Annotated in this window: 20 protein-coding genes; 11 read left to right on the forward strand and 9 right to left on the reverse strand. The window is 70.8% G+C overall.

The genetic code is table 11. The features are described 5' to 3' along the window. Nucleotides 1-15 precede the first annotated feature (15 nt). From Aau02nite_RS17760 to Aau02nite_RS17770, 3 genes are all read right to left on the reverse strand, one after another. The gene (locus tag Aau02nite_RS17760; protein ID WP_212989569.1) at nucleotides 16-3,021 is read right to left on the reverse strand and encodes a glycosyltransferase family 4 protein; all 3,006 of its coding nucleotides are present in this window, start codon (nucleotides 3,019-3,021) and stop codon (nucleotides 16-18) included. Beyond that, nucleotides 3,018-3,815 (reverse strand): glycosyltransferase, encoded by a 798-nt coding sequence (locus Aau02nite_RS17765; protein WP_212989570.1) that lies wholly within the window; start codon nucleotides 3,813-3,815, stop codon nucleotides 3,018-3,020. Before Aau02nite_RS17765 ends, Aau02nite_RS17760 begins: the two co-directional genes overlap by 4 nt. A gap of 369 nt (nucleotides 3,816-4,184) precedes the next feature. Next, nucleotides 4,185-6,200: a SpoIIE family protein phosphatase gene (locus Aau02nite_RS17770; RefSeq protein ID WP_212989571.1), complete on the reverse strand. Its 2,016-nt coding sequence runs from the start codon at nucleotides 6,198-6,200 to the stop codon at nucleotides 4,185-4,187. 111 nt (nucleotides 6,201-6,311) lie between these two features. Here Aau02nite_RS17770 and Aau02nite_RS17775 point away from each other — a divergent pair, with 111 nt between their 5' ends. Continuing rightward, nucleotides 6,312-10,715 (forward strand): HAMP domain-containing protein, encoded by a 4,404-nt coding sequence (locus tag Aau02nite_RS17775; protein ID WP_212989572.1) that lies wholly within the window; start codon nucleotides 6,312-6,314, stop codon nucleotides 10,713-10,715. Beyond that, nucleotides 10,708-11,256: a response regulator gene (locus Aau02nite_RS17780; protein WP_212989573.1), complete on the forward strand. Its 549-nt coding sequence runs from the start codon at nucleotides 10,708-10,710 to the stop codon at nucleotides 11,254-11,256. The genes Aau02nite_RS17775 and Aau02nite_RS17780 overlap by 8 nt, the downstream gene beginning before the upstream one ends. Here Aau02nite_RS17780 and Aau02nite_RS17785 read toward each other — a convergent pair. The 4 genes from Aau02nite_RS17785 to Aau02nite_RS17800 form a co-directional block, all read right to left on the reverse strand. After that, on the reverse strand, nucleotides 11,253-11,459 hold the full coding sequence (locus tag Aau02nite_RS17785) for a hypothetical protein (protein ID WP_212989574.1): 207 nt from the start codon (nucleotides 11,457-11,459) through the stop codon (nucleotides 11,253-11,255). The genes Aau02nite_RS17780 and Aau02nite_RS17785 overlap by 4 nt on opposite strands. After that, the gene (locus Aau02nite_RS17790; protein ID WP_212989575.1) at nucleotides 11,441-12,286 is read right to left on the reverse strand and encodes a hypothetical protein; all 846 of its coding nucleotides are present in this window, start codon (nucleotides 12,284-12,286) and stop codon (nucleotides 11,441-11,443) included. The genes Aau02nite_RS17785 and Aau02nite_RS17790 overlap by 19 nt, the downstream gene beginning before the upstream one ends. Nucleotides 12,287-12,507: 221 nt before the next feature. Continuing rightward, complete coding sequence (locus Aau02nite_RS17795; protein WP_212989576.1) at nucleotides 12,508-12,894, reverse strand: VOC family protein; 387 nt, start codon at nucleotides 12,892-12,894, stop codon at nucleotides 12,508-12,510. Nucleotides 12,895-13,015: 121 nt separating this feature from the next. After that, nucleotides 13,016-13,348 (reverse strand): STAS domain-containing protein, encoded by a 333-nt coding sequence (locus Aau02nite_RS17800; RefSeq protein ID WP_212989577.1) that lies wholly within the window; start codon nucleotides 13,346-13,348, stop codon nucleotides 13,016-13,018. A 133-nt stretch (nucleotides 13,349-13,481) separates the two neighbouring features. Between Aau02nite_RS17800 and hemL the strand changes: the two genes are divergently transcribed. The 6 genes from hemL to ccsB are packed head-to-tail and all read left to right on the forward strand — an operon-like array spanning nucleotide 13,482 to nucleotide 19,512. Continuing rightward, nucleotides 13,482-14,831: a glutamate-1-semialdehyde 2,1-aminomutase gene (gene hemL, locus Aau02nite_RS17805; RefSeq protein WP_212989578.1), complete on the forward strand. Its 1,350-nt coding sequence runs from the start codon at nucleotides 13,482-13,484 to the stop codon at nucleotides 14,829-14,831. Then, complete coding sequence (locus Aau02nite_RS17810) at nucleotides 14,825-15,481, forward strand: histidine phosphatase family protein (RefSeq protein WP_212989646.1); 657 nt, start codon at nucleotides 14,825-14,827, stop codon at nucleotides 15,479-15,481. Before hemL ends, Aau02nite_RS17810 begins: the two co-directional genes overlap by 7 nt. Then, the gene (locus Aau02nite_RS17815) at nucleotides 15,478-16,044 is read left to right on the forward strand and encodes a TlpA family protein disulfide reductase (protein WP_212989579.1); all 567 of its coding nucleotides are present in this window, start codon (nucleotides 15,478-15,480) and stop codon (nucleotides 16,042-16,044) included. The genes Aau02nite_RS17810 and Aau02nite_RS17815 overlap by 4 nt, the downstream gene beginning before the upstream one ends. Then, nucleotides 16,044-16,883: a cytochrome c biogenesis CcdA family protein gene (locus Aau02nite_RS17820; RefSeq protein WP_212989580.1), complete on the forward strand. Its 840-nt coding sequence runs from the start codon at nucleotides 16,044-16,046 to the stop codon at nucleotides 16,881-16,883. Before Aau02nite_RS17815 ends, Aau02nite_RS17820 begins: the two co-directional genes overlap by 1 nt. Continuing rightward, entirely contained in the window at nucleotides 16,880-18,508 is a 1,629-nt protein-coding gene (gene resB, locus Aau02nite_RS17825; RefSeq protein WP_212989581.1) for a cytochrome c biogenesis protein ResB, read from the forward strand. Before Aau02nite_RS17820 ends, resB begins: the two co-directional genes overlap by 4 nt. Continuing rightward, a complete protein-coding gene (ccsB, locus tag Aau02nite_RS17830) occupies nucleotides 18,508-19,512 on the forward strand; it encodes a c-type cytochrome biogenesis protein CcsB (protein WP_212989582.1) in 1,005 nt (334 codons plus the stop codon). Before resB ends, ccsB begins: the two co-directional genes overlap by 1 nt. 41 nt (nucleotides 19,513-19,553) lie before the next feature. Here the strand turns inward: ccsB and Aau02nite_RS17835 are convergent, their stop codons facing one another. Further along, on the reverse strand, nucleotides 19,554-20,207 hold the full coding sequence (locus tag Aau02nite_RS17835) for a helix-turn-helix transcriptional regulator (protein WP_212989583.1): 654 nt from the start codon (nucleotides 20,205-20,207) through the stop codon (nucleotides 19,554-19,556). Between the two features lie 654 nt (nucleotides 20,208-20,861). Here Aau02nite_RS17835 and Aau02nite_RS17840 point away from each other — a divergent pair. Next, nucleotides 20,862-21,152, forward strand: a complete 291-nt coding sequence (locus Aau02nite_RS17840) for a hypothetical protein (RefSeq protein WP_212989584.1) — start codon at nucleotides 20,862-20,864, stop codon at nucleotides 21,150-21,152. Between the two features lie 116 nt (nucleotides 21,153-21,268). Here the strand turns inward: Aau02nite_RS17840 and Aau02nite_RS17845 are convergent, their stop codons facing one another. Beyond that, nucleotides 21,269-22,204, reverse strand: a complete 936-nt coding sequence (locus Aau02nite_RS17845) for a hypothetical protein (RefSeq protein WP_246595234.1) — start codon at nucleotides 22,202-22,204, stop codon at nucleotides 21,269-21,271. Between the two features lie 122 nt (nucleotides 22,205-22,326). Between Aau02nite_RS17845 and Aau02nite_RS17850 the strand changes: the two genes are divergently transcribed. Both Aau02nite_RS17850 and mqnP read left to right on the forward strand, forming a co-directional pair. Beyond that, the gene (locus tag Aau02nite_RS17850) at nucleotides 22,327-23,787 is read left to right on the forward strand and encodes a menaquinone biosynthesis decarboxylase (RefSeq protein WP_212989585.1); all 1,461 of its coding nucleotides are present in this window, start codon (nucleotides 22,327-22,329) and stop codon (nucleotides 23,785-23,787) included. After that, nucleotides 23,784-24,680, forward strand: a complete 897-nt coding sequence (mqnP, locus tag Aau02nite_RS17855; protein ID WP_212989586.1) for a menaquinone biosynthesis prenyltransferase MqnP — start codon at nucleotides 23,784-23,786, stop codon at nucleotides 24,678-24,680. Before Aau02nite_RS17850 ends, mqnP begins: the two co-directional genes overlap by 4 nt. Nucleotides 24,681-24,696: the final 16 nt, after the last annotated feature.

The following is a 24,696-nucleotide window of genomic DNA, read 5'->3' on the forward strand; positions in this document are numbered from 1 at the left end:
TTGACACAGGGCTACTCATGCGGCGGCTCCGTCCGCTGCCACGAGCTTGCGGACGTCGTAGACCCGCAGGTCGCCCATGGTCCGGCCGTGGGCCGCGAAGACCACGGGGGCCTGGCGGTCCAGGATCGCTACGAAGTCGGGACGGGCGAGGCCGTAGCCGCGTTCGGCCAGGGCCGTCGACACCACTACGTAGTCGACGTCGTGGCTGACCAGGGCCGGCACCGTGGACCACTGGCCGAGGCGTACGCCGGTCAGAACGAACTGCGCGACGTCCTCGGTGGCCGAGACCGTGCTGTCCGCCGGGAAGCCGGTCGCCGCCCAGGAGAGCAGCCTGCGGTACGTGTCGTCGGGATGCGTACGGGTCCCGGCCCAGATCGATCCGTCCCCGGCCAGCACCGCCAGGGCCGCCACGACCGCGATGCCGGTGCTGAGCCGCCGCACCACCGGGAAGCGGCGCGGGGCCCGCAGTGCCATCTCCAGCCCCGCCGCGATGATGACCACGCTGGTCACCATCACCGGGTAGAACATCTGCTCCTCGAGCGTGCCGAAAGCCACCGCGTAGCCGATGAAGACGAACGCCCCGACGCCCAGCGCTGTGACCACCGACGGGCTGCCGCCGGCCAGCAGGAACCGCCACGGTCTGCGGTGCCGGGTGACGACCAGCGCTGCCGTCACCAGCGCGCCGATCACGATCAGGCCGTACGAGGCGCCGAACGTGGCCAGGTTGGCGGCCAGCCGGGCGGTGAACGACTCGGCACCGGCCTGGTTGAAGCCCGTGGACTGGTCGACCCCGGACACCCGGGCCAGGCCGCTGACCTTCTCCGACCACCACTGCGGCAGCAGGCCGAACGCGGCCATCGAGGCCACGTAGGCGGCGTAGCAGACGATCACCGTGCCGAGCGCGGTCAGGCGTTGCCGCCGCTGGACGCGTTCGGTGGTGAAACAGAGCAACAGCAGCGGTACGGCGGTGACGAAGGCGTACCACTCCTTGGTCAGGATCGAGGCACCGAGCAGGCCACCGCTGAGCAGTCCCCAGCCCAGCGGGCGGCGGGTGCGGACCGTCAGCACGACCATGCCCAGCACTGCCGCCGCCATCGCCGGCGCCTCGAGCATCACCCGGCTGTCGAAGCGCAACAGGAACGGGTCGATCGCCAGCAGCAGCCCGGCCAGGACGGCGATCGGCAGGCGTACGACCCGCAGGAGCAGCAGCGTCGTGCCGGCGCAGACCACGGCGCCGGCGACGGCCACGACGGGCCGGGCGTGCAACACCAGCTCGGCGGTCCCGGTGGGCGTCGCGAAGAGGTCGAAGAAGCCGGCCAGCACCAGGAAGAAGCCGGGCGGGTGCAGGTGGAACGGTCCGTCGTTGAGGGTCAGACCGGCACCGGTGGCCAGGTTGCGGGCCACCGCGGTGTACGAGATCTCGTCGACGAAGATGTCGTAGGCCCGGCCGAGCGAGACCAGTCGTACGGCCAGGGCCAGCGCGAACACCGTCAGCGGGGCCACGAGGAGGCGGGCCAGCCGGGTTCCACGGCTGCGGCGGGCCGGCACCGTGGCCAGACCGGTGGCCCGGTCGGTGCCGTTCGTCCCGGTCGGCGGGTGACTCTGCCAGCCCAGCAGATCCCGGTGCCGGGCCAGGCGTACGTGCACATTCGGATCCGTGACGTCGACGCCCAGCCGGGTGAGCACCCGCCGCCCGTCGTGTTCGTCCGCGCCGGTGAGCAGGAGCATGGCCCGCCCGCTGTCGACGTCGATCAGGTCGGTGGCCCGCAGCATCGTGAGGTCGGCCCGGTTGAGCTGGGCCGGTGGCATGGTGACGAGGGTGGCGCCGTCCGAGCCGATCCGGCGTTCACCCCCGAGGGTGGAGGTGAGGCGCTGCCGCTCGGCGGTGAGCACGGCGGCCAGATGTCCGGCGGTTGCCGCCCAGGTGAAACGGCCGGCCCAGGTCCGGCAGCGCTGTGACCAGACCTCCGCCTCGACCGGATCGGCGAGCGTGCGCAGCGCCACGAGCAGCGCTGTCCCGAGCGCCTGCGGCATGTCGTCCGAGGTCTCGACGAGCCAGCCGGTCTCCTCCGGCCGGATGGTGTCACGCAGCCCGGGCACGGAGAAGGCAACTGCCGGCACACCCGCCGCTGCCGACTCCATGACGGACAGGCCCCAGCCCTCGCCCATGGACGCGCTCGCGGTCAGCCAGGCCGAGTCGACCAGGGCGTCCCGGGTCGCGTCATCGACCCGGCCGTGGAACCGGACGTGCCGATCGAGCCCCAGCTCGCGGGACAGCTGCTCGAGCCCGGCGCGGGCCTCCCCGTCGCCGACCAGGTGCAACTCGACGCCGGGCAGTTCCCCGGCGACCACCCGGACGGCGTGCAGCAGCACGTCGAAGCGCTTCTGGGCGACCAACCGGCCGACACAGACGATCCGTGGGACCTCCGCCGGACGCCGGCGCCGGGGTGGGGGCATCTCCTGGCCGCAGGGCGCGAGATGCACCGGGCCGCGCAGGGAGAGGCGGCGCCTGATCTCGGCGCGCGACGACGGTGAGACAGCGCAGAGCGCACGGCTGCCGTAGACCCAGGTGCTCGCCTGATTTTCCAGGAACTGGCCGAGACGGGCGGCCGGCTTCGGGAAATGCACTTCGAACTGGTCCTGGTGCACGTGATGGATGACCAGGGCGACCGGTGTGTTCCGGCGCAGGACGAGCGGCGTGAAGAACGGGATACCGTTCTGCGAGTCGATGACCCCGTCGATCGAGCGCCGGTGCAGCAGGAGCCACAGCAGCACGTACAGATAAACGGTATAGGTGCCACCGCCGCGCACCACCCGGCCGTAACCGGTATTTTCGGACCTGCTCTGGCCTTTTGCCCGCGCGGTCAGATAAGTGACGTGTACGCCGTCGGCGTGCAACTCCTCGGCGACCCGTTCGCAGTAGAGTTCGGCGCCGCCACCCTGCGGGTGAGCGCTGTCGCGCCAATTGCAGATGACCACGTGCCGATCGCGCCAGACGTTGCGGGAATAGCGACCGCTCACGCGGCGGCCCGCAGCGCGTGCCGCCGGATCCGGCCCGCGGTCGGCACCTCGCGGTGCAGCCGCCACAGTTCCCCGGCGACCTTGCGGCCGTCGGCGACCAACCGGAACGTGGAGCCCTCCTGGTCGCGCCAGGCGACCGGAATCTCCACGACCGACAGACCCAGCGTCCGCGCCCGCGAGACCACCTCCAGGTCGAAGGCGAACCCCGCGAGCTTCACCTGCGAGAAGACCGCCCGGGCGGCCTGCGCCTCGAAGAACTTGAAACCGCACTGCGTGTCGGTGACCGGCCCGGAGTAGCGCCGGGCCAGCAACCGGAAGCCCGCGCCGCCGACGCGTCGCACGAACGGCTGCCGTAACTGCAGCTCAGCGCCCTCGCAACGGCGCGAGCCGATCACGACCTGGCGGCCGGCCCGCAGCTCGGCGAGCGCGTCGTCGACGGCCTCGGCCGGCGTGGCCAGGTCGGCGTCGCAGAACCCGACCCAGCGGGCGGTGCTGGTCAGCATGCCGCGGGCCACGGCCGCGCCTTTGCCGCGGCGCGAGCAACCCGTGACGGTCACGGGGGCGCCGGCGGCCGCGGCGCGGTCGACACACTCGGCCGTACGGTCGGAGCTGCCGTTGTCGATGACCCGCAGCGAGCCGTTGATCCGCCGCCGGCGCAGGTGCCCGGCGAGCGCCATGATGGTGTGGCTGAGCCGCCGTTCCTCGTTGTACGCGGGGATCAGGATCTCCAGCTCGGGCGCCCGGACGGGCGCCGGGAACCGGCCGTGACAGACCACGTCGGAAACAGCCGACATGCGTATCCACCCCTTGTCATTCGTTGATCGAGGCGTTTCGCGGGTCATCCTTTCAGCGGGGCCGGACCCCCCATGTCCCCCTTTTGGTCAAGGGATCGAGACATGCCGAGGTGTGGTATCCGCCCTTCAGGGCGGCTCTCGATCTTTCGTATCCGAACCGCCGACGACCAGGTGTCTGACGTTTTCGACAAGAGTCTTCGTACCTCGCAAAACCGGCAGAATGATTCGGGCATTTGCTTTCGGAACGGCAAATGACGATCGTGTTACGAAGACGTTTTCGACCCCGGTGATGTGACCCATCACTCGATGAGTCATTGATGTTAGGTGATGAGTCGTCCCATTATCCGGCCGGACGACCGGCCTGAGGGCTCAGAGGGCGTCGTTGCGCAGGACGAGGATCGCGATGTCGTCGCGGGGTTCCTCGACCGAGAAGTTGATCGTCGTCGAGCGCAACCGGGCCGCCATCACGTCCGCCGGGTAGCCCGCCAGCGGCGTCGCCGCGTCCCGCAGCCGGGACGTGCCGAACAGTTCCCGGCCGCGGCGTCGTTCCGTCACGCCGTCGGTGTAGAAGATCAGCGAGTCGCCGGGGTGCAGGGTCACCTTCACGTCCGGCGAGGTGATCGTCTCCAGCAGGCCGAGCGCCGTGCCGCCCTCGCCCACGAAGGAGGTCCTGCCGTCCGTGCGGACCAGGACCGACCGGTCGTGGCCGGCCAGGTGCAGGCAGACCTCCAGGTCCGTGCCGGCGCGGGTCACCGTCGCCATGGCCAGCGTGCAGTAGCGTCCGCCGCCGCGCTGGACCAGGGTGCGGTTGACCCGGCAGAGGATCTCCGTCATCGGCTTGCCGTCGTCCACCAGGATCCGGATCACGTCGCGGACCAGGCCGGTCACCGTCGCGGCCTGCACGCCCTTGCCGGAGACGTCGCCCACGACCACCACCCAGCGGTCGTCGCCGGCCGGGACGACGTCGTAGAAGTCGCCGCCGACCTCCGAGCCGGTCGGGACGTACTCGGCGGCGAAGCCGATGCCGGTGACGTGCGGCAGTGCCGGTGGCAGCAGTGAGGCCTGCAGGGTCCGGGCGACCTTGCGGCGTTCGTCGTGGATGCGGGCGTTGTCGATGGCCAGCGCCGCGCGGCGGGCCACGTCCTCCAGGACCGCGACCTCGTCACCGTCGTGCCGGTGCCGCAGGTGGCGGCCGACCGCCAGGGTGCCCAGCCGCTGCCCGCGGGCGACCAGCGGCACCGCGAAGCCTTCCGGCGGGGTGCCGAACATGACCTGCTGGCCGAGCCGGGAGGCCTCCTCGAGCCGGGCCAGGATCGAATCCGGTCCGGTCTCGGCGAGCGTCGCGTGCAGCTGCGGCACTGCGGCCTCGTCGGCGTGGGTGGCCGCGGCGAGTTGCAGCCGGCCCCAGGCGTCCGTGGTGTGCACCGCGCACCACTGACCCAGCCGGGGCACCACGAGCTGCGGGATGAGCGCCATCGTCAGGTTGACGTCCAGGGACTGGGCGAGCAGCTCGCTGGCCTCGGCCAGGAACGTCAGCCAGGTCTGCCGGCGCAGGTCCGCGCGGCGCAGCCGGTCGTTCTCCAGGTGCAGCGAGAAGCGCTCGGCGACGATCGTGGCCAGCGGCTGGGCGTATCCGGCCGGGGACGCGTCCAGCTCCAGCTCGCCCGCGTACGGTCGCTGCACGGTGAGCGGCACCCGGATGGTCTCGGCGTCGTCGCGGGGGGCGCGTCCGTGCCGGGCCAGCAGCTGGCGGCCGCCGCCGTCGCCGCGGTCGAGCCGGACCACACCGCCGGTGGCACCGGTGAGGCGGGAGAGGCGGGAGAGCAGCTCGTTGCCGAACTCGGCCAGGCTCTCGTCGGTGAGCCGTTCGGGGCTCATCTGCAGCAGTGTGGTCAGCTCGCCGACGGACGGGGCGACCTCGCCGTCGGTGACCGTGGCGACGGCCTCGCCGGCCGGCTCCTTGCTCTCCAGGCGGAACCAGACGCCCTTGCCGACGCCCTCGTGCACGGTGCCCCAGCGGCTGGCGAAGTGGTCGACCAGCAGCAGCCCGCGACCACGCTCCGCAACCTCGCCGATGTCCGACTGCTCGTTGCGCGGGCCCACGGCGAGCTGCTCGACCGGCCCGGGGGCGAAGTCGGTCACCGTGACGGTGAGCCCGGCCGGGTCGGCGTCGACCTCGATGTCCACTTCCGTGCCGGCGTGCACCACTGCGTTCGTGGAGAGCTCGGTGGTCAGCAGCAGGGCCTCGTTGACCAGCGAGTCCAGCCCGGCTTCCTCGAGCACCGAGCGGACCAGGGCGCGCGCCGCGGCGGGCGTACGCCGGTCGTTGGGCAGCCGGACCCGGCGCACCAGAGCTGCCGCGACACGTCCCGCCTCAACCGACACGCCTGCATCCTCTCCCGCCGACCGGCTATGTACAAAGCTGCACCTCGCGCCGGACTGTCCCGGCGAGGGATGATGGAGCGCCCCAGCCGTTGGACAGCGAATGAGGACAGCATGACTGCGACCCACCAGGTCAATGTCGGCGTGCCCGACGAGACTGCCGTGCTCGTCGAGCTCGCGGAAGCCCTACGCCGGGTCAGCCTCGGCGATCTGAAGGTACGGCTGCCCCGGCGCAGCGGTGTCGCCGGCGAGGTCGCCGACGCGTTCAACGAGGTGGTGTCGCTGCAGGAGCGGCAGAACCTGGAGGTACGCCGGATCAGCCGGATCGTCGGGCGCGACGGCCGCCTGACCGAGCGCCTGGACGAGGAGGGCCTCGACGGCGCCTGGGCGGACAGCGCCCGGTCGGTGAACTCGCTGATCGACGACCTGGGCCGGCCGACCACCGAGATCTCCCGGGTGATCGTGGCCGTGGCCGACGGTGACCTGTCGCAGCACATGGCACTCGAGATGGACGGGCGACCCCTCAGGGGTGAATTCCTGCGCATCGGCCGGGTCGTGAACACGATGGTGGACCAGCTGTCGTCGTTCGCCGACGAGGTGACCCGGGTGGCCCGCGAGGTCGGCACCCAGGGTGAGCTCGGTGGCCAGGCCGACGTCCGCGGCGTGGCCGGCACCTGGAAGGACCTGACCGACTCGGTCAACACGATGGCGTCCAACCTGACCCACCAGGTGCGCTCGATCTCCCAGGTGGCGACCGCGATGGCCCGCGGCGACCTGTCGCAGAAGATCACCGTGTCGGCCCGCGGCGAGGTGGCCGAGCTGGCCGACACCATGAACGGCGTGACCGACACCCTGCGGCTCTTCGCCGAGCAGGTCACGCGGGTGGCCCGCGAGGTGGGCACCGAGGGCAAACTGGGCGGCCAGGCCGACGTACCCAATGTCGCCGGCACCTGGAAGGACCTCACCGACTCGGTGAACTCGATGGCGTCCAACCTGACCAGCCAGGTCCGCAACATCGCCCAGGTCTCCACCGCGGTCGCCAAGGGTGACCTGTCGCAGAAGATCACGGTGGCCGCGCAGGGCGAGATCCTCGAGCTGAAGGACACCGTCAACACGATGGTGGACCAGCTGTCGTCGTTCGCCGACGAGGTCACCCGGGTGGCCCGCGAGGTCGGCACCGAGGGCCGGCTGGGCGGTCAGGCCCAGGTCCGCGGCGTCTCCGGTACGTGGCGCGACCTGACCGAGAACGTCAACCAGCTCGCCGCCAACCTCACCGACCAGGTCCGCAACATCTCCCAGGTCTCCACCGCGGTGGCCAAGGGTGACCTGTCGCAGAAGATCACGGTCGACGCCCGCGGTGAGATCGCGGAGCTGAAGAACACCATGAACACGATGGTCGACCAGCTCTCGTCGTTCGCCGACGAGGTCACCCGGGTGGCCCGCGAGGTCGGCTCCGAGGGCAAGCTGGGCGGTCAGGCCGAGGTCAAGGGCGTCTCCGGTACGTGGCGCGACCTCACCGACAACGTGAACTACATGGCCTCCAACCTGACCAGCCAGGTCCGCAACATCGCCTCGGTGACCACGGCGGTGGCCAAGGGTGACCTGTCGCAGAAGATCACGGTCGACGCCCGCGGCGAGATCCTGGAGCTGAAGTCGACGGTCAACACGATGGTGGATCAGCTGTCGTCGTTCGCCGACGAGGTGACGCGAGTCGCGCGTGAGGTGGGCTCGGAGGGCAAGCTCGGCGGTCAGGCCCAGGTGCGTGGCGTGGCCGGCACGTGGCGTGACCTGACCGACAACGTGAACTCGATGGCGTCCAACCTCACCGCCCAGGTCCGCAACATCGCCCAGGTCTCCACCGCCGTCGCTCGCGGTGACCTGTCGCAGAAGATCACGGTCGACGCCCAGGGCGAGATCCTGGAGCTGAAGTCGACGGTCAACACGATGGTGGATCAGCTGTCGTCGTTCGCCGACGAGGTCACCCGGGTGGCCCGTGAGGTGGGCTCGGAGGGCAAGCTCGGCGGTCAGGCCCAGGTGCGTGGCGTGGCCGGCACGTGGCGTGACCTGACCGACAACGTGAACTACATGGCCTCCAACCTCACCGCCCAGGTCCGCAACATCGCCTCGGTGACCACGGCGGTGGCCAAGGGTGACCTGTCGCAGAAGATCACCGTCGACGCCCGCGGCGAGATCCTCGAGCTCAAGGACACCGTCAACACGATGGTCGACCAGCTCTCCTCGTTCGCCAACGAGGTCACCCGGGTCGGCCGCGAGGTCGGCATCGAGGGCAAGCTGGGCGGTCAGGCCGAGGTCAAGGGCGTCTCCGGTACGTGGCGCGACCTCACCGACAACGTCAACCAGCTCGCCTCCACGCTGACCACCCAGCTGCGCGCCATCGCCGAGGTGTCGACGTCGGTGACCCGCGGTGACCTGACCCAGAGCGTGGCCGTCGAGGCCCAGGGCGAGGTGGCCGAGCTCAAGGACAACATCAACCAGATGATCGTGACGCTGCGGGAGACCACCAAGGCGAACGCCGAGCAGGGCTGGCTGGACTCCAACCTGGCCCGCATCGGTGGCCTGCTGCAGGGCCAGCGCGACCTCGGCGAGGTCTGCCGCATGATCATGACCGAGGTGACGCCGCTGGTCGACGCGCAGCTCGGCGCGTTCTTCATGGTCGACCACGAGGAGGCCGTGATGCGGCTGCGGCTGGCCGCCTCGTACGGCTACGTCGCCCGCAACAACGAGGTGACCTTCGGGCCCGGTGAGGGACTCGTCGGCCAGGCCGCGGTCTCCCGCCGGACGATCCGGGTCCGGGCGACCCACGACGGCGTCCTGACGATGCGCTCGGGTCTCATGTCGATGCCGCCGAACGACCTGGTCGTGCTGCCGGTGCTGTTCGAGGGGGAGATGCTCGGTGTGATCGAGTTCGCCTCGGTGGCCGCGTTCTCCGGGCTGCACCTGACCTTCCTGGAGCGGCTGGTCGCGGCCATCGGCGTCGCGCTCAACACCATCCAGGCCAACCGGCGGACCGAGGAACTGCTCGCCCAGTCCCAGCGCCTGGCCCGCGAGATGCAGGACCAGTCGGCCGAGCTGCAGCGCACCAACGCCGAGCTGGAGGACAAGGCGCAGCTGCTCAGCGAGCAGAAGGGCAACATCGAGACGAAGAACCGGGAGATCGAGCTGGCCCGCCTCGGCCTCGAGGAGAAGGCGCAGCAGCTGTCCCGGGCGTCGGCCTACAAGACCGAGTTCCTGGCCAACATGAGCCACGAGCTGCGGACCCCGCTGAACTCGCTGTTGCTGCTGGCCCGGCTGCTCGCCGACAACCCGGAGCACAACCTGACCGAGAAGCAGATCGAGTTCGCCCGCACGATCCACAGCGCCGGCTCCGACCTGCTGTCGCTGATCGACGACATCCTGGACCTCAGCAAGATCGAGGCCGGCCGGATGGACGTCGAGCCGGACCAGGTCGACTTCGACGGCGTCCGCAGCTACGTCGAGCAGGCCTTCATCCCGCAGGCCGAGGAGAAGGGCCTGGAGCTGCGGGTGGAGGTCTCGCCGGAGCTGCCCGAGTCGATCGTCACCGACGCCCAACGGCTCCAGCAGATCCTGCGCAACCTGCTCTCCAACGCGGTCAAGTTCACCGACACCGGCTCGGTGACCCTGAGCATCCACCCGGCGCCGGACGACCTCGACTTCGATGTCCCCGGGCTGGCCTCGGCCCGCCAGGTGGTCGCCTTCGCGGTCAGCGACACCGGCATCGGCATCTCCGACGAGAAGCTCAGCCTGATCTTCGAGGCGTTCCAGCAGGCCGACGGCACGACCAGCCGCAAGTACGGCGGCACCGGCCTGGGCCTGTCGATCAGCCGCGAGTTCGCCGCCCTGCTCGGCGGCACCATCGTGGTCTCCTCCGCGCCGGGCGAGGGCTCGACGTTCACGCTGTACATGCCGGACGTCCTGATCGGCGACGCGATCCCGGCGCCCTCCCTGCCGCAGCTGCCGGCGTCGGGCTCGACCGGTGAGCCGCGCCGCACACTGTCATCGCTGGACCTGCCGCTGATCACGCCCCGCCCGGAGCTGGAGACGCACACCGTCAGCCCGGCCAGCCGCCAGCTCGACGGGGCCACGGTGCTGATCGTCGACGACGACGTGCGCAACGTCTTCGCGCTGACCAGCGCCCTGGAGATGCACGGGCTCAACGTGCTCTACTCCGACAACGGCGTCGACGGGGTCCGGCTGCTGGCCGAGCACCCCGAGGTCGACATCGTGCTGATGGACGCGATGATGCCCGAGCAGGACGGCTACGAGACCACCCGCGGAATCCGCCGCAATCAGCGCTTCGCGGACCTACCGGTAGTCTTCCTGACAGCGAAGGCGATGCCCGGCGACCGGGAGTCGGCGCTGGCGGCGGGGGCGAGCGACTACATCACCAAGCCGGTCGACCTCGACGAGCTCATCGAGCTGATGGCCCGCTGGGTGAACGCGTCCGACAATGCCGGGACGGAGAACAAGGATGGCTGAGCGGGCCAAGGCGCTGCTGGTCGATGACCGGCGCGACAACCTGCTGGCGCTGGAGGCGATCCTGCAGGGCCTGCCGGTGCAGGCGGTCGCGGTGGAGAGCGGTGAGGCGGCGCTGAAGCAGCTGCTCACCGACGACTTCGCGGTGATCCTTCTGGACGCGCAGATGCCCAACATGGACGGCTTCGAGACGGCCGGCCACATCAAGCGCCGCGAACGCACCCGGCACGTACCGATCCTGTTCCTGACGGCAGCCGATCGCGACGCCCAGCTCGCCCTGCGCGGTTACGCGGTGGGCGCGGTGGACTATCTGACCAAACCGTTCGACCCGTGGGTGCTGCGGGCCAAGGTCTCCATCTTCGTCGAGCTGTGGACCAAGACCCAGCAGCTCAAGGCCCAGGCCGAGGCCAGCCGCGAACGCGACGCGCAATGGCAGCGCCTGACCGACCTGGTGGACGAGGCGGCCCGGACCCTGCGCGCCGGCGGCGACGAGGCCGCCGGCGAAGCCCTCGAGCTGCTCGAGAAGGCCCGCTGGGGCAACTAGCGCAGGGTCCAGTGCTGCGGGAAGAGCTGCTGGACCGGCGTGTTGCTCGGGCCGTGGCCACCGGGTTCGTAGTACACCATCCCGGAGGTGGCAGTGACGGACAGATCCCAGGCGAAGGACCACGTGCGGCCGTCCTGGGCCACGTCGGCCAGCAGCCGCCACCGCACGAGCGCCGGGTCGGCGGTCAGCGCCGCCAGGACCACGCGGGCCTTTCCTCCCGCGGGCACCAGCGGCGGTCCGTCCGGCACCCACCGGGGTGGGCGTCCGTCGGCGCGTCGCGGGCCGTGCGCACCACGGCCGGATCGGCATCGAGAACCACTTCGTAGTGCGGGATCTCCAGAGGCTCGAAGGCGGCGGCCGCCCACCGCGCCGGCTCCTGGAGATCCGCGCTGAGTACGAGGTCCGGTTGCCGGGGCAGAGCCGGGCTGACGCCATCCGTGGTGACCGACTCGCGCCGGGTCACCTGCGCCCGCAGCCGGTCGAGGGTGATGTCGCTGTCCGGGCCGGCCGTGAGGTCGAGGAAGACGTTGTGCCCGGTCACCGGGATGTGCACGGGGGCCGGGCCGGTCTCGGAGCTCGGCGAGCGCACCAGCGTGATGTGCGAGCGGGTGCTCAGCACCCCGTCCGGGCCGCGGACGATCAGATAGCTGACGTCGGCGAGCTTGACGGTGACGGCCAGCGGATCGTCGCCCGCCAGGGCATCGGCCGCCTCGGTCGCGCGTCGCTGACCAGCCCCTTGCCCGGCCAGCTGGGTGAGCACGCGGCGGTGCTCCGCCCGCCACCCGTCGAGGTCCGGCGGGCCGCGCCACCCGGCGTGGCGGTGACAGACCTCGACGAACGCCGCCACGAACTCCCAGTCCGGCAGCGTACGGCCGTGCAGCTTGTCATCGATGGTGGCGCGGGGATAGGGGCGACCCGTCCGGCGGGTGAGGCGTTCCAGCTCCCGCAGCGACGGCTCCCCCGCGCGCCGCCGCAGATCGCGCAACCGCACGGCGAAGCCCGTCAACGGCGGCTGAGCGCGGCTGTCCACCGGCCAATGTGGTGTTGAGTTTCGGCGCCGGCCTTCTCGATCTCGTCGCCGCGGCCGCCCGCGGCGCGCAACGCCGGCGCGACCAGCGATGCAAGCACGATCATTCAGAGTGAGGTGCGCGGCGCTGCCGGGGCAGGCCGAGGGCCACTATGTCGGCCGGTTCGGCGGCCGGCCGCAGCCGTCCCCGGGGCGGTGTCGTCGTCCCGGGGACGGCCTTACGGCTACTCCTGGGAGCTTACGTACGGCCGGGTGATCAGTTCCAGGGCGTGGCCGGCCGGGTCCTTGAAGTACACACCGCGGCCGCCGTGCTCGGTGTTCGTCTCGCCCGGGCGCTTCATCTGCGGGTCCGCCCAGTGCTCGATGCCACGTTCACGCAGCAGGGCGTACGACCGGTCGAACAGGTCGTCGTCCACCAGGAACGCGTAGTGCTGCATCTGGATGTCGAACGGCGGCTCGGCGAACTGCAGCAGCACGCCGCCGTCCAGCTGGAGGTTGGTGAAGAAGCCCCAGGACGGGGCGTCGGCTGCTTCCAGCACGTCGCGGTAGAAGGCGGCCGAGACGGTGCGGTCCTTCGCGGCGATGATGGTGTGGTTGAACGTCGCGCTCAATGTCGTCCCTACTGCTCGATCCTGATCACGGAGAGCAGCCACCCAGGGTGGATGAGCCCACGGAGGATGGCCGAACAGCTTTCCCTCCGTGTCGGCCCATCCGGGGCTCGACAGGAATCTATCAGGTAGAGCTGGAGATCATCAGAGCACTGCGCAGGCCGGTGATGTCCAGGACGCGGAGCAGGAAGTCGCCGACGTTGGTCAGAGCCAGCACCGCGCGGGCATGCTGGGCCTTACGGCTGAGTACCACCAGGGTGCCCAGGCCCTGCGAGTCGCAGAAGGTCACGCCGGACATGTCGAGCACGATCCGGGAAGGTGGTTCCGGTTCCAGGAGGGTCTCGTTCACCATGGCGGACAATTTGGCCACCGTGAGCACGTCGATCTCACCGGCGAGGTGGAAGACAACCTCGTCGGGGGCTCGCTCAACCGCGATGGACAGCTCCGGTCGCTCCACCGGGTCAGCCTATCGCGAGCGGTGGAATCCAGCCTGTTGGCACGGTTCATCCGCCCCGCGCCCACCCACCGATCGTGACCTGTACAACCCGCCCCCGGGGCTGCTAAGGCGGCTGCGGCCGGGCGCTGACAGAATGGGATTCACCGTGACCACCTCAAACCACGCCGCGGGCAGTCCGTACCCGGACGAGGCCCCGGTCTCCCAGGCCCTGTTCGACCGCGCCACGGCCATCGTGCCCGGCGGGGTCAATTCACCCGTGCGTGCGTTCAAGTCCGTGGGCGGCACGCCCCGGTTCATGGCGCGGGGCGAGGGTCCGTGGATGGTGGACGTCGACGGGCGCCGCTACGTGGACCTGGTCTGCTCGTGGGGCCCGCTGATCCACGGGCACGCGCACCCGGCGATCGTGGCCGCCGTGCAGGCCGCCGCCGCGCTCGGCACCAGCTTCGGCACCCCGACCGAGGGCGAGGTGGAGCTGGCCGAGGAGATCGTCCGGCGCACCCCGGTCGAGCAGGTCCGCCTGGTCAGCTCGGGCACCGAGGCGACCATGACCGCGATCCGGCTGGCCCGCGGCTTCACCGGCCGCAGCAAGATCGTCAAGTTCGCCGGCTGCTACCACGGCCACGTCGACGCGTTGCTGGCCGCGGCCGGCTCCGGGGTCGCCACGCTCGGATTGCCGGACTCGCCGGGGGTCACCGGGGCGGCGGCCAGCGAGACCATCGTGCTGCCGTACAACGACGTCGCCGCGGTCGAGGCGGTCTTGACGGACAACGACGACATCGCCGCGATCATCACCGAGGCCGCCGCCGGCAACATGGGCGTGATCGCGCCGCGTGACGGCTTCAACCAGCGGCTGGCCGAGCTCGCCCACGCCGCCGGCGCGCTGCTCATCGTCGACGAGGTGATGACCGGCTTCCGGGTGTCCCCGGGCGGCTGGGCCGGGCTCGACCCCGTCGACGCCGACCTCTTCACGTTCGGCAAGGTCATGGGCGGCGGCCTGCCCGCCGCGGCCTTCGGCGGCCGCACCGAGATCATGTCCCGGCTGGCCCCGGCCGGGCCGGTCTACCAGGCCGGCACGCTCTCCGGTAACCCGCTGGCCTGCGCGGCCGGGCTGGCCAGCCTGCGGCTGGCCGACGACGCCGTCTACAAGCGGCTCGACGAGGTCTCGGCCACCGTCGGCGGGCTCGCGTCGGACGCGCTGAACACCGCGGGTGTCCCGCACCGGCTGTCGTATGCCGGCAACATGTTCTCGATCTTCTTCACGGACGCCGAGATCGTCGACTACGACTCGGCCAAGACCCAGAACGTCGCCGCGTTCCGGGCGTTCTTCCACGCGATGCTCTCCCGCGGTGTCTACCTGCCGCCGAGCGCGTACGAGTCGTGGTTCGTGTCCGCGGCGCTCGACGACGCCGCCTTGGAGCAGATCAGCGCGGCACTGCCCGCGGCAGCGCGGGCTGCCGCGGCAGCGGGGGGAGCACAATCTTGAGCCCGACGAAGACCACGGTGCACGTGCTGCGGCACGGCGAGGTCCACAACCCGGACAAGATCCTGTACGGCCGCCTGCCCGACTTCCACCTCTCGGAGCTCGGCCGGCAGATGGCCAAGGCAGCCACCGAGGCGCTGGCCGACCGCGACGTCACGCACGTGGTGGCCAGCCCGCTCGAACGCGCACAGGAGACGGCCGAGCCGTTCGCCGCGCACTTCAAGCTCGAGACGGCCACCGACACGCGCCTGATCGAGAGCGCCAACTTCTTCGAGGGCAAGAAGGTGTCGGTCGGCGACGGCGCGTTCAGCAACCCCCGCAACTGGTGGGTGCTGCGCGACCCGATCACCCCGTCCTGGGGCGAGGCGTATCTCCAGATCGCGCAGCGGATGTTCGCCGCGATCCAGGCCGCCCGGGTCGCCGCCGAGGGGCACGAGGCGGTCTGCGTCTCGCACCAGCTGCCGATCTGGACCCTGCGCCGGTACGTCGAGAAGAAGCGCCTCTGGCACGACCCGCGCCGCCGCGAGTGCGGCCTGGCCAGCCTCACCTCGTTCGTCTTCGAGGACGCGAAGGTCGTCGGCATCGAGTACGCCGAGCCCGCCGCCGCCCTGGTGGCCATGTCCCCGGGCGCCCGGACGGCCAAGGGGGCATGACCGTGCGCCGGCTCCCCGCAGTCGTCCTCACCGCCGTCCTCGCGGCCGGTGCGATGGCCGGTTGCGGGAGCGAGAGCTGGGAGAAGAAGTGCTCGACGAACGCCGACCGGGTCATCGAGTGCACCCCTGACCAGCGTCCCGAGGCCCGCGCGGTCACCGGGGAGCTGCTCGACGGCGGCACGTACGACGTGACGCAGGACCGCGGCAAGGTGGTCGTCGTCAACTTCTGGGGCTCGTGGTGCAACCCGTGCCGGGCCGAGGCCGACGATCTGGAGCGCACGTACCAGGCCACCAAGGCCAAGGACGTGACGTTCGTGGGGGTCAACTCGCGCGACGACCGGGACCCGGCGAAGGCGTTCGAGCGCGGCTTCGGGGTGACCTATCCGAGCATCTACGACCGGGACGGCAGCGTCGCCCTCAAGTTCGACGTCACCCAGGTCACCACCCCGGCCACGCTGATCCTGGACCGGCAGGGCCGGATCGCCGCGGGCATCCGCGGCGCCACCACCATCGCCGTGCTGCAGCCGGTGGTCGAGCGGATCGCCGCGGAGGGCCCGGGCTGATGGGGGAGACCTTCGCCGACGTCGCCAGCAGCGGCCCGTTGCTGCTGGCGATCGGCGCTGCCGCGATAGCCGGGCTGGTCAGCTTCCTGTCGCCGTGCGTGCTGCCGCTCATGCCGGGCTACCTCTCGTACGTCACCGGGCTCGCCGGGGCCGATCTCGACGCCGCCCTCGGAGTGCCGCCCAAACCGCAGCCCGAGTCGCCGCCGCAGCCGGGCGGGTCCGTCGCTGTGGCCACCGAGCCGCAGGTGCGGACCGCGGGCCGGGGCCGGGTGCTGGCCGGGACGGTGCTGTTCGTCGTCGGCTTCTCCGTCGTGTTCATGCTGCTGGCCACCCTGGTGGCCAACATCGGCCTGGCGCTGAAGACCCACGAGCGCACCCTCAACATCGTGCTCGGGGTGCTGATCATCGTGCTCGGCCTGATGTTCATCGGCCTGGTCCCCGGCCTGCAGGGCCAGGCCCGGATCAGCTGGCTGCCCAACGCCGGCCTGGCCGGAGCCCCGGTCCTCGGGGCGCTGTTCGGGCTCTCCTGGCTGCCCTGCACCGGCCCCACCCTCGGCGCGGTCCTCGGCCTGGCCACCACCAGCGGGCAGACCGACCGGGCCGTCGTGCTGGCCCTGGCCTACAGCCTCGGGCTCGGGGTGCCGTTCGTGCTGTTCGGACTCTTCTTCCGGCGGCTGCTCGGGGTCTTCAAGGCGGTGCGCCGCAACAGCCGGTGGGTCACCCGGATCGGCGGCGTGCTGCTCGTCCTGGTCGGGCTGGCCCTGGTCACCGGCGGCTGGAACAGCTTCCTGATCTGGCTGGTCACCACCTTCAACTACGACGCCGGGACCCTGCTGTGACCGTCGTCGAGGAGCGCCCCGCGCCCGCCGCCGAGCCGCCGCCGCGCCGGCCCAACCGGCTCTGGGCGCTGCTGCGCAACTCCTGGCGGCAGCTCACCAGCATGCGCACGGCCCTGGTCCTGCTCTTCCTGCTGGCCGTGGCCGCGATCCCGGGCTCGGTGCTGCCACAGCGCACGATCAACCCGGAGAACGTCGCCGGCTACTTCCGCGAACACCCCGACCTGGCGCCGGTGCTGAGCCGGCTGGGCGGCTTCGACGTCTACGCCTCGCCGTGGTTCGCGTCCATCTACCTGCTGCTGTTCACCTCGCTGGTCGGCTGCGTGATTCCGCGGCTGCTCGATCACGTCCGGGCGCTGCGCACCGTACCCCCGGATGCTCCCCGGCGGCTGGAGCGGCTGCCGGAGCATGCGGCGGCCGAGCCGCGACCCGACGATCCGGCCGCCGCGGCCGCCGGCGTCGCCGCGGGCCTGCGCCGCCACCGCTTCCGCACGGTCGTCCGGGAGCGGCCGGACGGCACGTGGACGGTCTCGGGCGAGAAGGGCCTGCTCAAGGAGACCGGCAACCTGCTGTTCCACTTCGCGCTGCTGGCCGTGCTGATCGGGGTCGGCTTCGGGCACTGGTACGGCTGGAACGGCAACCGCCTCCTGGTGCAGGGCAACGACCTGGGCTTCTGCAACTCGGTGACGCAGTACGACGAGTCCTCGCTCGGCCCCCGCCTGGACGCCGCCGACCTGCCGTTCTTCTGCCTGCGGCTGACCGACTTCGAAGCGACCTACCAGAGCAACGGCCAGCCGAAGACGTTCGGCGCGCAGGCCACCGTGCAGACCGAGCACGACGGGCCGTGGCGCCCGACCGAGTTCACGGTCAACCACCCGCTGCGGCTGTCCCAGGCCAACGTGCACCTGCTCGGCCACGGCTACGCGCCGATCCTGCGGTTCACCGACCGCTTCGGCCAGCAGCAGACCAGGATCGTGCCGTTCCTGCCGCGCGACCAGATGCTCACCAGCGAGGGCGTCGCGCAGTTCCCGGACGTCAACATCGATCCGAAGACCAACCAGCGCGACGAGGACCTGCAGGTCGCCTTCGAGGGCGTCTATCTGCCCACGGTGGATCCGAAGGGCGGCCCGGCCTCGGTCTTCCCCGCCGAACGCGAGCCGGCGCTGTTCCTCACGGCGTACCGGGGCAATCTCGGGGTCGACGCCGGCCTGCCCGGCTCGGTCTACGCGCTGGACCGCGGCCAGCTGGCCAACGGCCAGCTCAAGCAGGTCAGCGGCGAACGGCCGCAGCGGCTGACGCCCGGCCAGACCTGGACCCTGGACGACGGCACCAAGCTGGAGTTCGTCGGCACCCGCCAGTTCGCCACCCTCGCGGTGCGCTACGACCCGACCCAGCCGCTGGTGCTGGGCGGGGCGGTGCTGGGTCTGCTCGGGCTGATGCTGTCGCTGTCCGGGCACCGCCGCCGGGTGTGGTTCCGGGTTTCGCCCCCGGCCGGGTCCGAGGCGGGCACCGGCGGTAGTTTGATGGAGGCCGGTGGTCTGCCGCGCACCGACTATCCGGGCTTCCACGAGGAGTTCGAGCAGGTCGTGGCGGCGGCGCGCCGGACGCCGGAGGAGAGGACGCCGTGATGGCGGAGTTGTCTGACCAGTTGATGGCCTTCACCGTGCTGGCCTACCTGGCCGCGATGGTCTGTTACGCGGCGGAGTACGCCTTCGGCAACCGCAGCCACATCGGCCGGGCGGCGACCCGCCCGGCGCGTCAGCTCGTCGGCGTCGGCGGACCGGGCGAGGTGGAGGTGCTGCCCGCGGACGGAGTCGTGCCGCCGCCCGCCGACGACGTCGTGCCGCCGGCGCCGCCCCGGGACCGCGGTGCTCTGCTCGGCCTGATCGGCGTCGGGCTCACCTGGGTCGCGTTCGCGCTGCACCTGGGCACGGTGGTCACCCGCGGTGTCGCGGCGCACCGGATGCCCTGGGGCAACATGTACGAGTTCATCCTCGCGGTGACCCTCGTCGGCGCGGCGGTCTGGCTCGGCGTGATCACCCGCAAGCCGGCCGTGCGCCACCTCGGCCTGTTCACCGCGCTCGCCCTGGTCGTGCTGCTCGGCGCGGCCGGGCTGATCGCGTACACGCCGGTGAGCCCGCTGGTCCCGGCGCTGAACTCGTACTGGTACATCGTGCACGTCTCGACGATCATCGTGGCCTCCGGCATCCTGCTGATCGGAGCCGTGCCGGCCGCGATGTTCCTGGTCCGGGCCGGCTACGACCGGGGCAGGCGCACCTTCCCGTACACGCTGGGCGCGAAGGTGCCGCCGGCGGAGACGCTGGAGCGGCTGACCTTCCGGCTGCACGCGTTCGCGTTCCCGCTGTTCACCTTCGGTGCGCTGATCGCCGGGCCGCTGTGGGCCGAGGCGTCGTGGGGGCGCTACTGGGCCTGGGACCCCAAGGAGGTCTGGGCGTTCATCTCCTGGGTCGTCTACGCGGCGTACCTGCACGCCCGCGCGACCCCGAGCGTCAAGCGCACCACCGCGACCTGGATCGCTCTGCTCGGCTTCCTGACGATGCTGATGAACCTGTTCGGCGTGAACCTGTTCTTCGAGGGACTGCACTCGTACGCCAACGCCGGCGGGATGTAAGCGGTTCGTCCCCCGCCCCGGGAGCGGAGCGGGGGACTTCCTCAGCTGCCGAGCGGGTTGAGGCCGATCCCGCGCGCCTGTGCGCTCCACCCGCCGATCGTCCCGGAGGCGGGCCCTCCCCGACCGACCTCCCCGGCCTGCCGGTGCCACTCGGTGTGCAACGCCGGGTCGACCACCCAGCTGCCGCACGCCCGGCAGGTGTAGCCGGGCCCGGTGGCAGCCGGCTGCGTGCTCGCCGTCGCGCCCGTCGCCGTCGCGCCGGGTGCCGGCCCCGCCGCGGCGCGCTCCCGCACCGCGCCGGGCTTGCGGCGCAACGTGTTGGCCGCGGTCCAGAGGTGGAACCACTCCCGTACCACGGTCTGGGTGGGCACCCCGAGCTCGGCGGCGAGCCCTTCGACCAGGGGCCAGGAGGGCAGCATCTTGCCGGCGAACACCTTGGACAGGGTGCCCTTGCTGTAATGGACAGCCTCGCTGAGGACGGCCAGCGACGGCTTGCCCGCGTTCACGTGGGCGAAGGTCAGGCGTTCGGCCAGCTCCCGCAGGGCGGTCTCCGGGTCCATCAGCTTGGCCCGCATCCGGGCCGCTTCGTGTTCCAGCGCCAGCGCCTCGCTGGACGGCCGGCGGAAGGTGGCGAAGTCGGCGCGGTGCCGGCCCTCGTTCGGTTCCCCGGGTTGCTGCACCGCGCCGGTCATCACGCCCGTCTCCCGGGCTTGATGTTACTGACTGTCACTGAACTTGCTCCTTGGGTGATGAAGCGTGAACGGAATTGGTCTCGGGCCATAGCTCAAGGAAGGCAGGGGGTCCCGTTCGTGGGCGGGACCCCGTCACCGTGCTTGATTGTGCACCAGGGTGCCCGTCTATTCCACCACGCAGCGTCGCTGTTGTGCGGTAGCCGGATAGGTCGTCGGCCACCGTGACTCTCGGGACGAAACGGGGCCCGGGGCCGGCGACCGAAGGTCTACCCGCCGGTAGTGCCGGGGCCGGAATGAAAAAGGGGCCGGAGCGATGTGCGCCGACCCCTTGATCACTTCCGGAAGCTGCCACGACAACTGCTCTCCGGGTCCTGCTGATTCGATGCCGGCCCGAGACCAATCAGACGCACCATCGAGCGGAAATGCGAGGACTTCCGCGGTGGCCACCATACCGGGCGTCACCGGCGATCTCCAGCGCGACCGCCGTTGGCGCAGGCGAGACCACGATCGTGGCCCCCGCCGGGCGGCGGCGCCCCGGCGGCGGCGGCCGCTGCCGTCGCCGCGGCGGTGCGGGCCCCGCCCATTTCCCATGCCCACCTGGGCATTCGTCGTCATGATGATCGTCTGCGGATGATCCGGGGAAGATCCGCTTCCGAAATGATCATCGATCCAAACGCCTCCGTCCGGGAGAAACGGGTGTCCGGCGCCGGGCCGGAACTGCCGGAATGGACCACGGACCGCAAGAGGGAACGGGGAGCGCTCTCCGCGGCCGGTCGTTATCTCAACGAGATGTGCGGGGTGGGCCGGCCGCGGGCGCGGGAAATGCGGCCGGCCGTGATATCGAGAGCCGTATTCATTTCTGCACAGTCGCGCGTCAATGGATATTCGACGGGCGGATCGGCGCCGTTCCGGCCGGCCGGTCGCTCTGACGCCGAGGACCTTCAGTGACTCCGTGTGACGGATTCGGTTCGAGGTGAGACCGTTGCGGATATTTTCCTGACGCCAAGTACCCGCGTGTCGGGTGTCCGACTTCGCGCCGACCGGTCGCCCGCCTGAGCGGACCGCTACGGGCGCTCCTCCGCCGAGGGCGTGACCCCGGCCGGCGGGTGGTCGGGGAGGCCCGCGCCCGTGCCGCCGGCGCAGTCGCCGGCCGTCCAGGTGTCGTACCGGGTCACCCAGTTCAGGCAGAAGCCGCCGGCCCGCTGCTGGGCCTGGTCGCCGATCTGGGTGTCCACGTCGTCGCGCCAGTAGCGGGCCGTGCCGCCGCCCGGCGGCCGGAGCTGGACGTTGTCCACGGTCACCGGGGGGACCACCAGCCGGGCCGGGCGGCTGGGGTCGACGTGGACCTCGACGTACTGCTCGACGTACGCCCGCGAGCCGACCGGCAGCTGCTGCGCGGTGAGCAGGTTCCACCGGTTGTTCCACCAGAGCCAGGCCTGCCAGACGTTGTTCGCGTCCGTGTGCAGGTCCAGCCAGACCTTGTCGCCCGGCTTGAGCTGGTACTGGTCGTAGAACTGCCAGGTCTTGGTGTTGGTGTTGAACGTGTAGATGTGCTGGCGGCCGCCGCCGGCCCAGCCCGTCTCGGCCCAGCCGGCCTCCAGCCAGGCGATGGACCCGCCGCCCATGTCCCGCTTGACCATGAACCGGCCGGCCACGAAGTCGTACGTGTTGCGGCGGACCGCGCCGTCCACGATCTCGATGCGGCCGGAGACGCCGCCCCACTCGCCGCCGGTGCCCGCGCCCAGGTGGTGGTAGCCGCTCGGGGTGGCCCGCTCGCGCATCCGGTCCAGCCGGACGCCCGACTCCAGGATCTTCCCGGTGGCGCGGCAGGCCTTGCGGGTGTCCCGGCCGGCCGGCTCGGTGGGTGCTGTGACAGACGCCTCACCGCTCGGGCAGGCGGGCAGGCGGTGTTTGTGGTGTGAGGCCGCCGGAGCGGCCATGGCCAGCGCCGTGACCAGGCCACCCAGGGCGCACCAGCGCGCCACGGACCGAAATTTCAAGCTGCCCACCTCGCCCCTGACCAGCGCGGAAACCACATCTCTGGCTCAACGCCGGACGAGATCCCGCGGTGACGGTTCCCGCCCGCTGATCACTTGCCGTCCCGTGGTGCGAGACTGGGCACATGGCTGCCAAGGGCTTCCCGTACCACGACCTGCAGAGCTTCGTCACGGCCCTGGAGACGGCCGGTGAGCTGCGCCGGATCCGCGTACCGGTCGATCCGACGCTGGAGATCAGCGAGATCGTCACCCGCACCGTCCGGGCCGGCGGCCCGGCCCTGCTCTTCGAGCGCCCGACCCGCGGTGACATGCCGATCGTCGTCAACCTCTTCGGTACGGAGAAGCGGATGGCGATGGCGCTGGGCGTGGACAGCCTCGACGAGGTCGGCAACCGGATCGGCTCGCTGATCCAGCCGGAGCTGCCGGTCGGCTGGTCCGGCATCCGCGAGGGCATCGGCAAGGTGCTGCAGCTCAAGTCGGTCCCGCCGAAGAAGGTCAAGAGCGCCCCCTGCCAGGAGGTCGTGCTCAAGGGCGACCAGGTGGACCTGGGCAAGCTGCCCGGCCTGCAGGTCTGGCCGGGTGACGGCGGCATCTTCCACAACTACGGGCTGACCCACACCAAGCACCCGGAGACCGGCAAGCGCAACCTCGGGCTCTACCGGCTGCAGCAGCACTCGAAGAACACGCTCGGGATGCACTGGCAGATCCACAAGGACAGCACCGCCCACCACGCGGTCGCCGAGCGCCGGGGCGAACGGCTGCCGGTGGCCGTCGCGATCGGCTGCGACCCGGTGGTCAGCTACGCGGCCAGCGCCCCGCTGCCCGGCGACATCGACGAATACCTGTTCGCCGGCTTCCTGCGCGGCGAGCGGGTGGAGATGGTCGACTGCCTGACCGTGCCGCTGCAGGTGCCCGCGCAGGCGCAGATCGTGCTGGAGGGCTACCTCGAGCCGGGGGAGCGCGCGCCCGAGGGACCGTTCGGTGACCACACCGGCTTCTACACCCCGGTCGAGCCGTTCCCGGTGCTGCACATCGAGTGCATGACCATGCGCAAGCAGCCGGTCTACCACTCGATCGTCACCAGCAAGCCGCCGCAGGAGGACCACGGCCTGGGCAAGGCCACCGAGCGGATCTTCCTGCCGCTGCTCAAGATGCTGATCCCGGACATCGTCGACTACGACATGCCGGCCGCCGGGGTGTTCCACAACTGCGTGATCGTCTCGATCCGCAAGCGCTACCCGAAGCACGCGCAGAAGATCATGAGTGCGGTCTGGGGCGCGCACCTGATGTCGCTGTCCAAGCTCATCGTGATCGTCGACGAGGACTGCGACGTGCACGACTACAACGAGGTGGCGTTCCGGGCCTTCGGCAACGTCGACTACGACCACGACCTGCTCATCACCCAGGGCCCGGTAGACCACCTCGATCATGCCTCCTACCAGCAGTTCTGGGGTGGCAAGGCGGGGCTCGACGCGACCCGTAAGCTGCCCGCCGAGGGCTACACCCGGGGCTGGCCGGAGGAGATGACCATGTCCGACGAGGTCGTCTCGCTGGTCGACAAGCGGTGGAAGGAATACGGCATATGACAGCGGTCGCCGCGGCGCCGGAGCAGCCAGGCAAGATCAGGTCTTTCCTGAAGCTCGTGGCGATCGAGCACTCGGTCTTCGCGCTTCCCTTCGCGTACCTGTCCGCCCTGGTGGCGATGGACCGCGACGGCACCGGGGTGCACTGGGTCGACCTGCTGCTGGTCACGATCGCCATGGTGTCCGGGCGCACCTTCGCCATGGCGGCCAACCGGATCCTGGACCGCAAGATCGACGCGCAGAATCCGCGTACCAGGAATCGGGAGCTGGTCACCGGGGCCGTCAGCGTGCGTACGGCCTGGACCGGCGCGGCCGTGTCCCTGGTCGTGCTGTTCGCCGCCGCGGCCCTGCTCAACCCGCTCTGCCTGGCACTGTCGCCGCTCGCGGTGATCCCGCTGATCATCTACCCGTACGCGAAGCGGTTCACGAACTTCCCGCACTACGTGCTCGCCCTGGCCCAGGCCGTCGCGCCGGTCGGAGCGTGGCTGGCGATCACCGGCACGTTCGACGGCTCGGGCCCGGCCTGGGTGCTCGGCGTCGCGGTAGGGCTGTGGATCGGCGGCTTCGACATCATCTACGCCTGCCAGGACGTCGAGGTCGACCGGCGGATCGGCGTGCACTCCACGCCGGCCCGCTTCGGCGTCCGCACGGCTCTGCACATCTCGACCGGCACGCACGTGCTGACCTTCGCGCTGTTCGTCTGGTTCGGCCAGCTCGTCGGGTTCGGCTGGCTGTGGTGGATCGGCCTGGCCCTGACCGCGGTCGCCTTCGGCTACCAGCACGTGGTGGTCACGCCGGCCGACCTCTCCAAGGTCAACCGGGCCTTCTTCACGGCCAACGGCTTCGTGGGCATAGCCCTGTTCGTCTTCGCCCTCCTCGATCTGATTCTCCTGTAACTTTCCGGCCGCCGAC

This window comes from Actinoplanes auranticolor, assembly GCF_018332655.1.
Lineage (GTDB): Bacteria > Actinomycetota > Actinomycetes > Mycobacteriales > Micromonosporaceae > Actinoplanes > Actinoplanes auranticolor.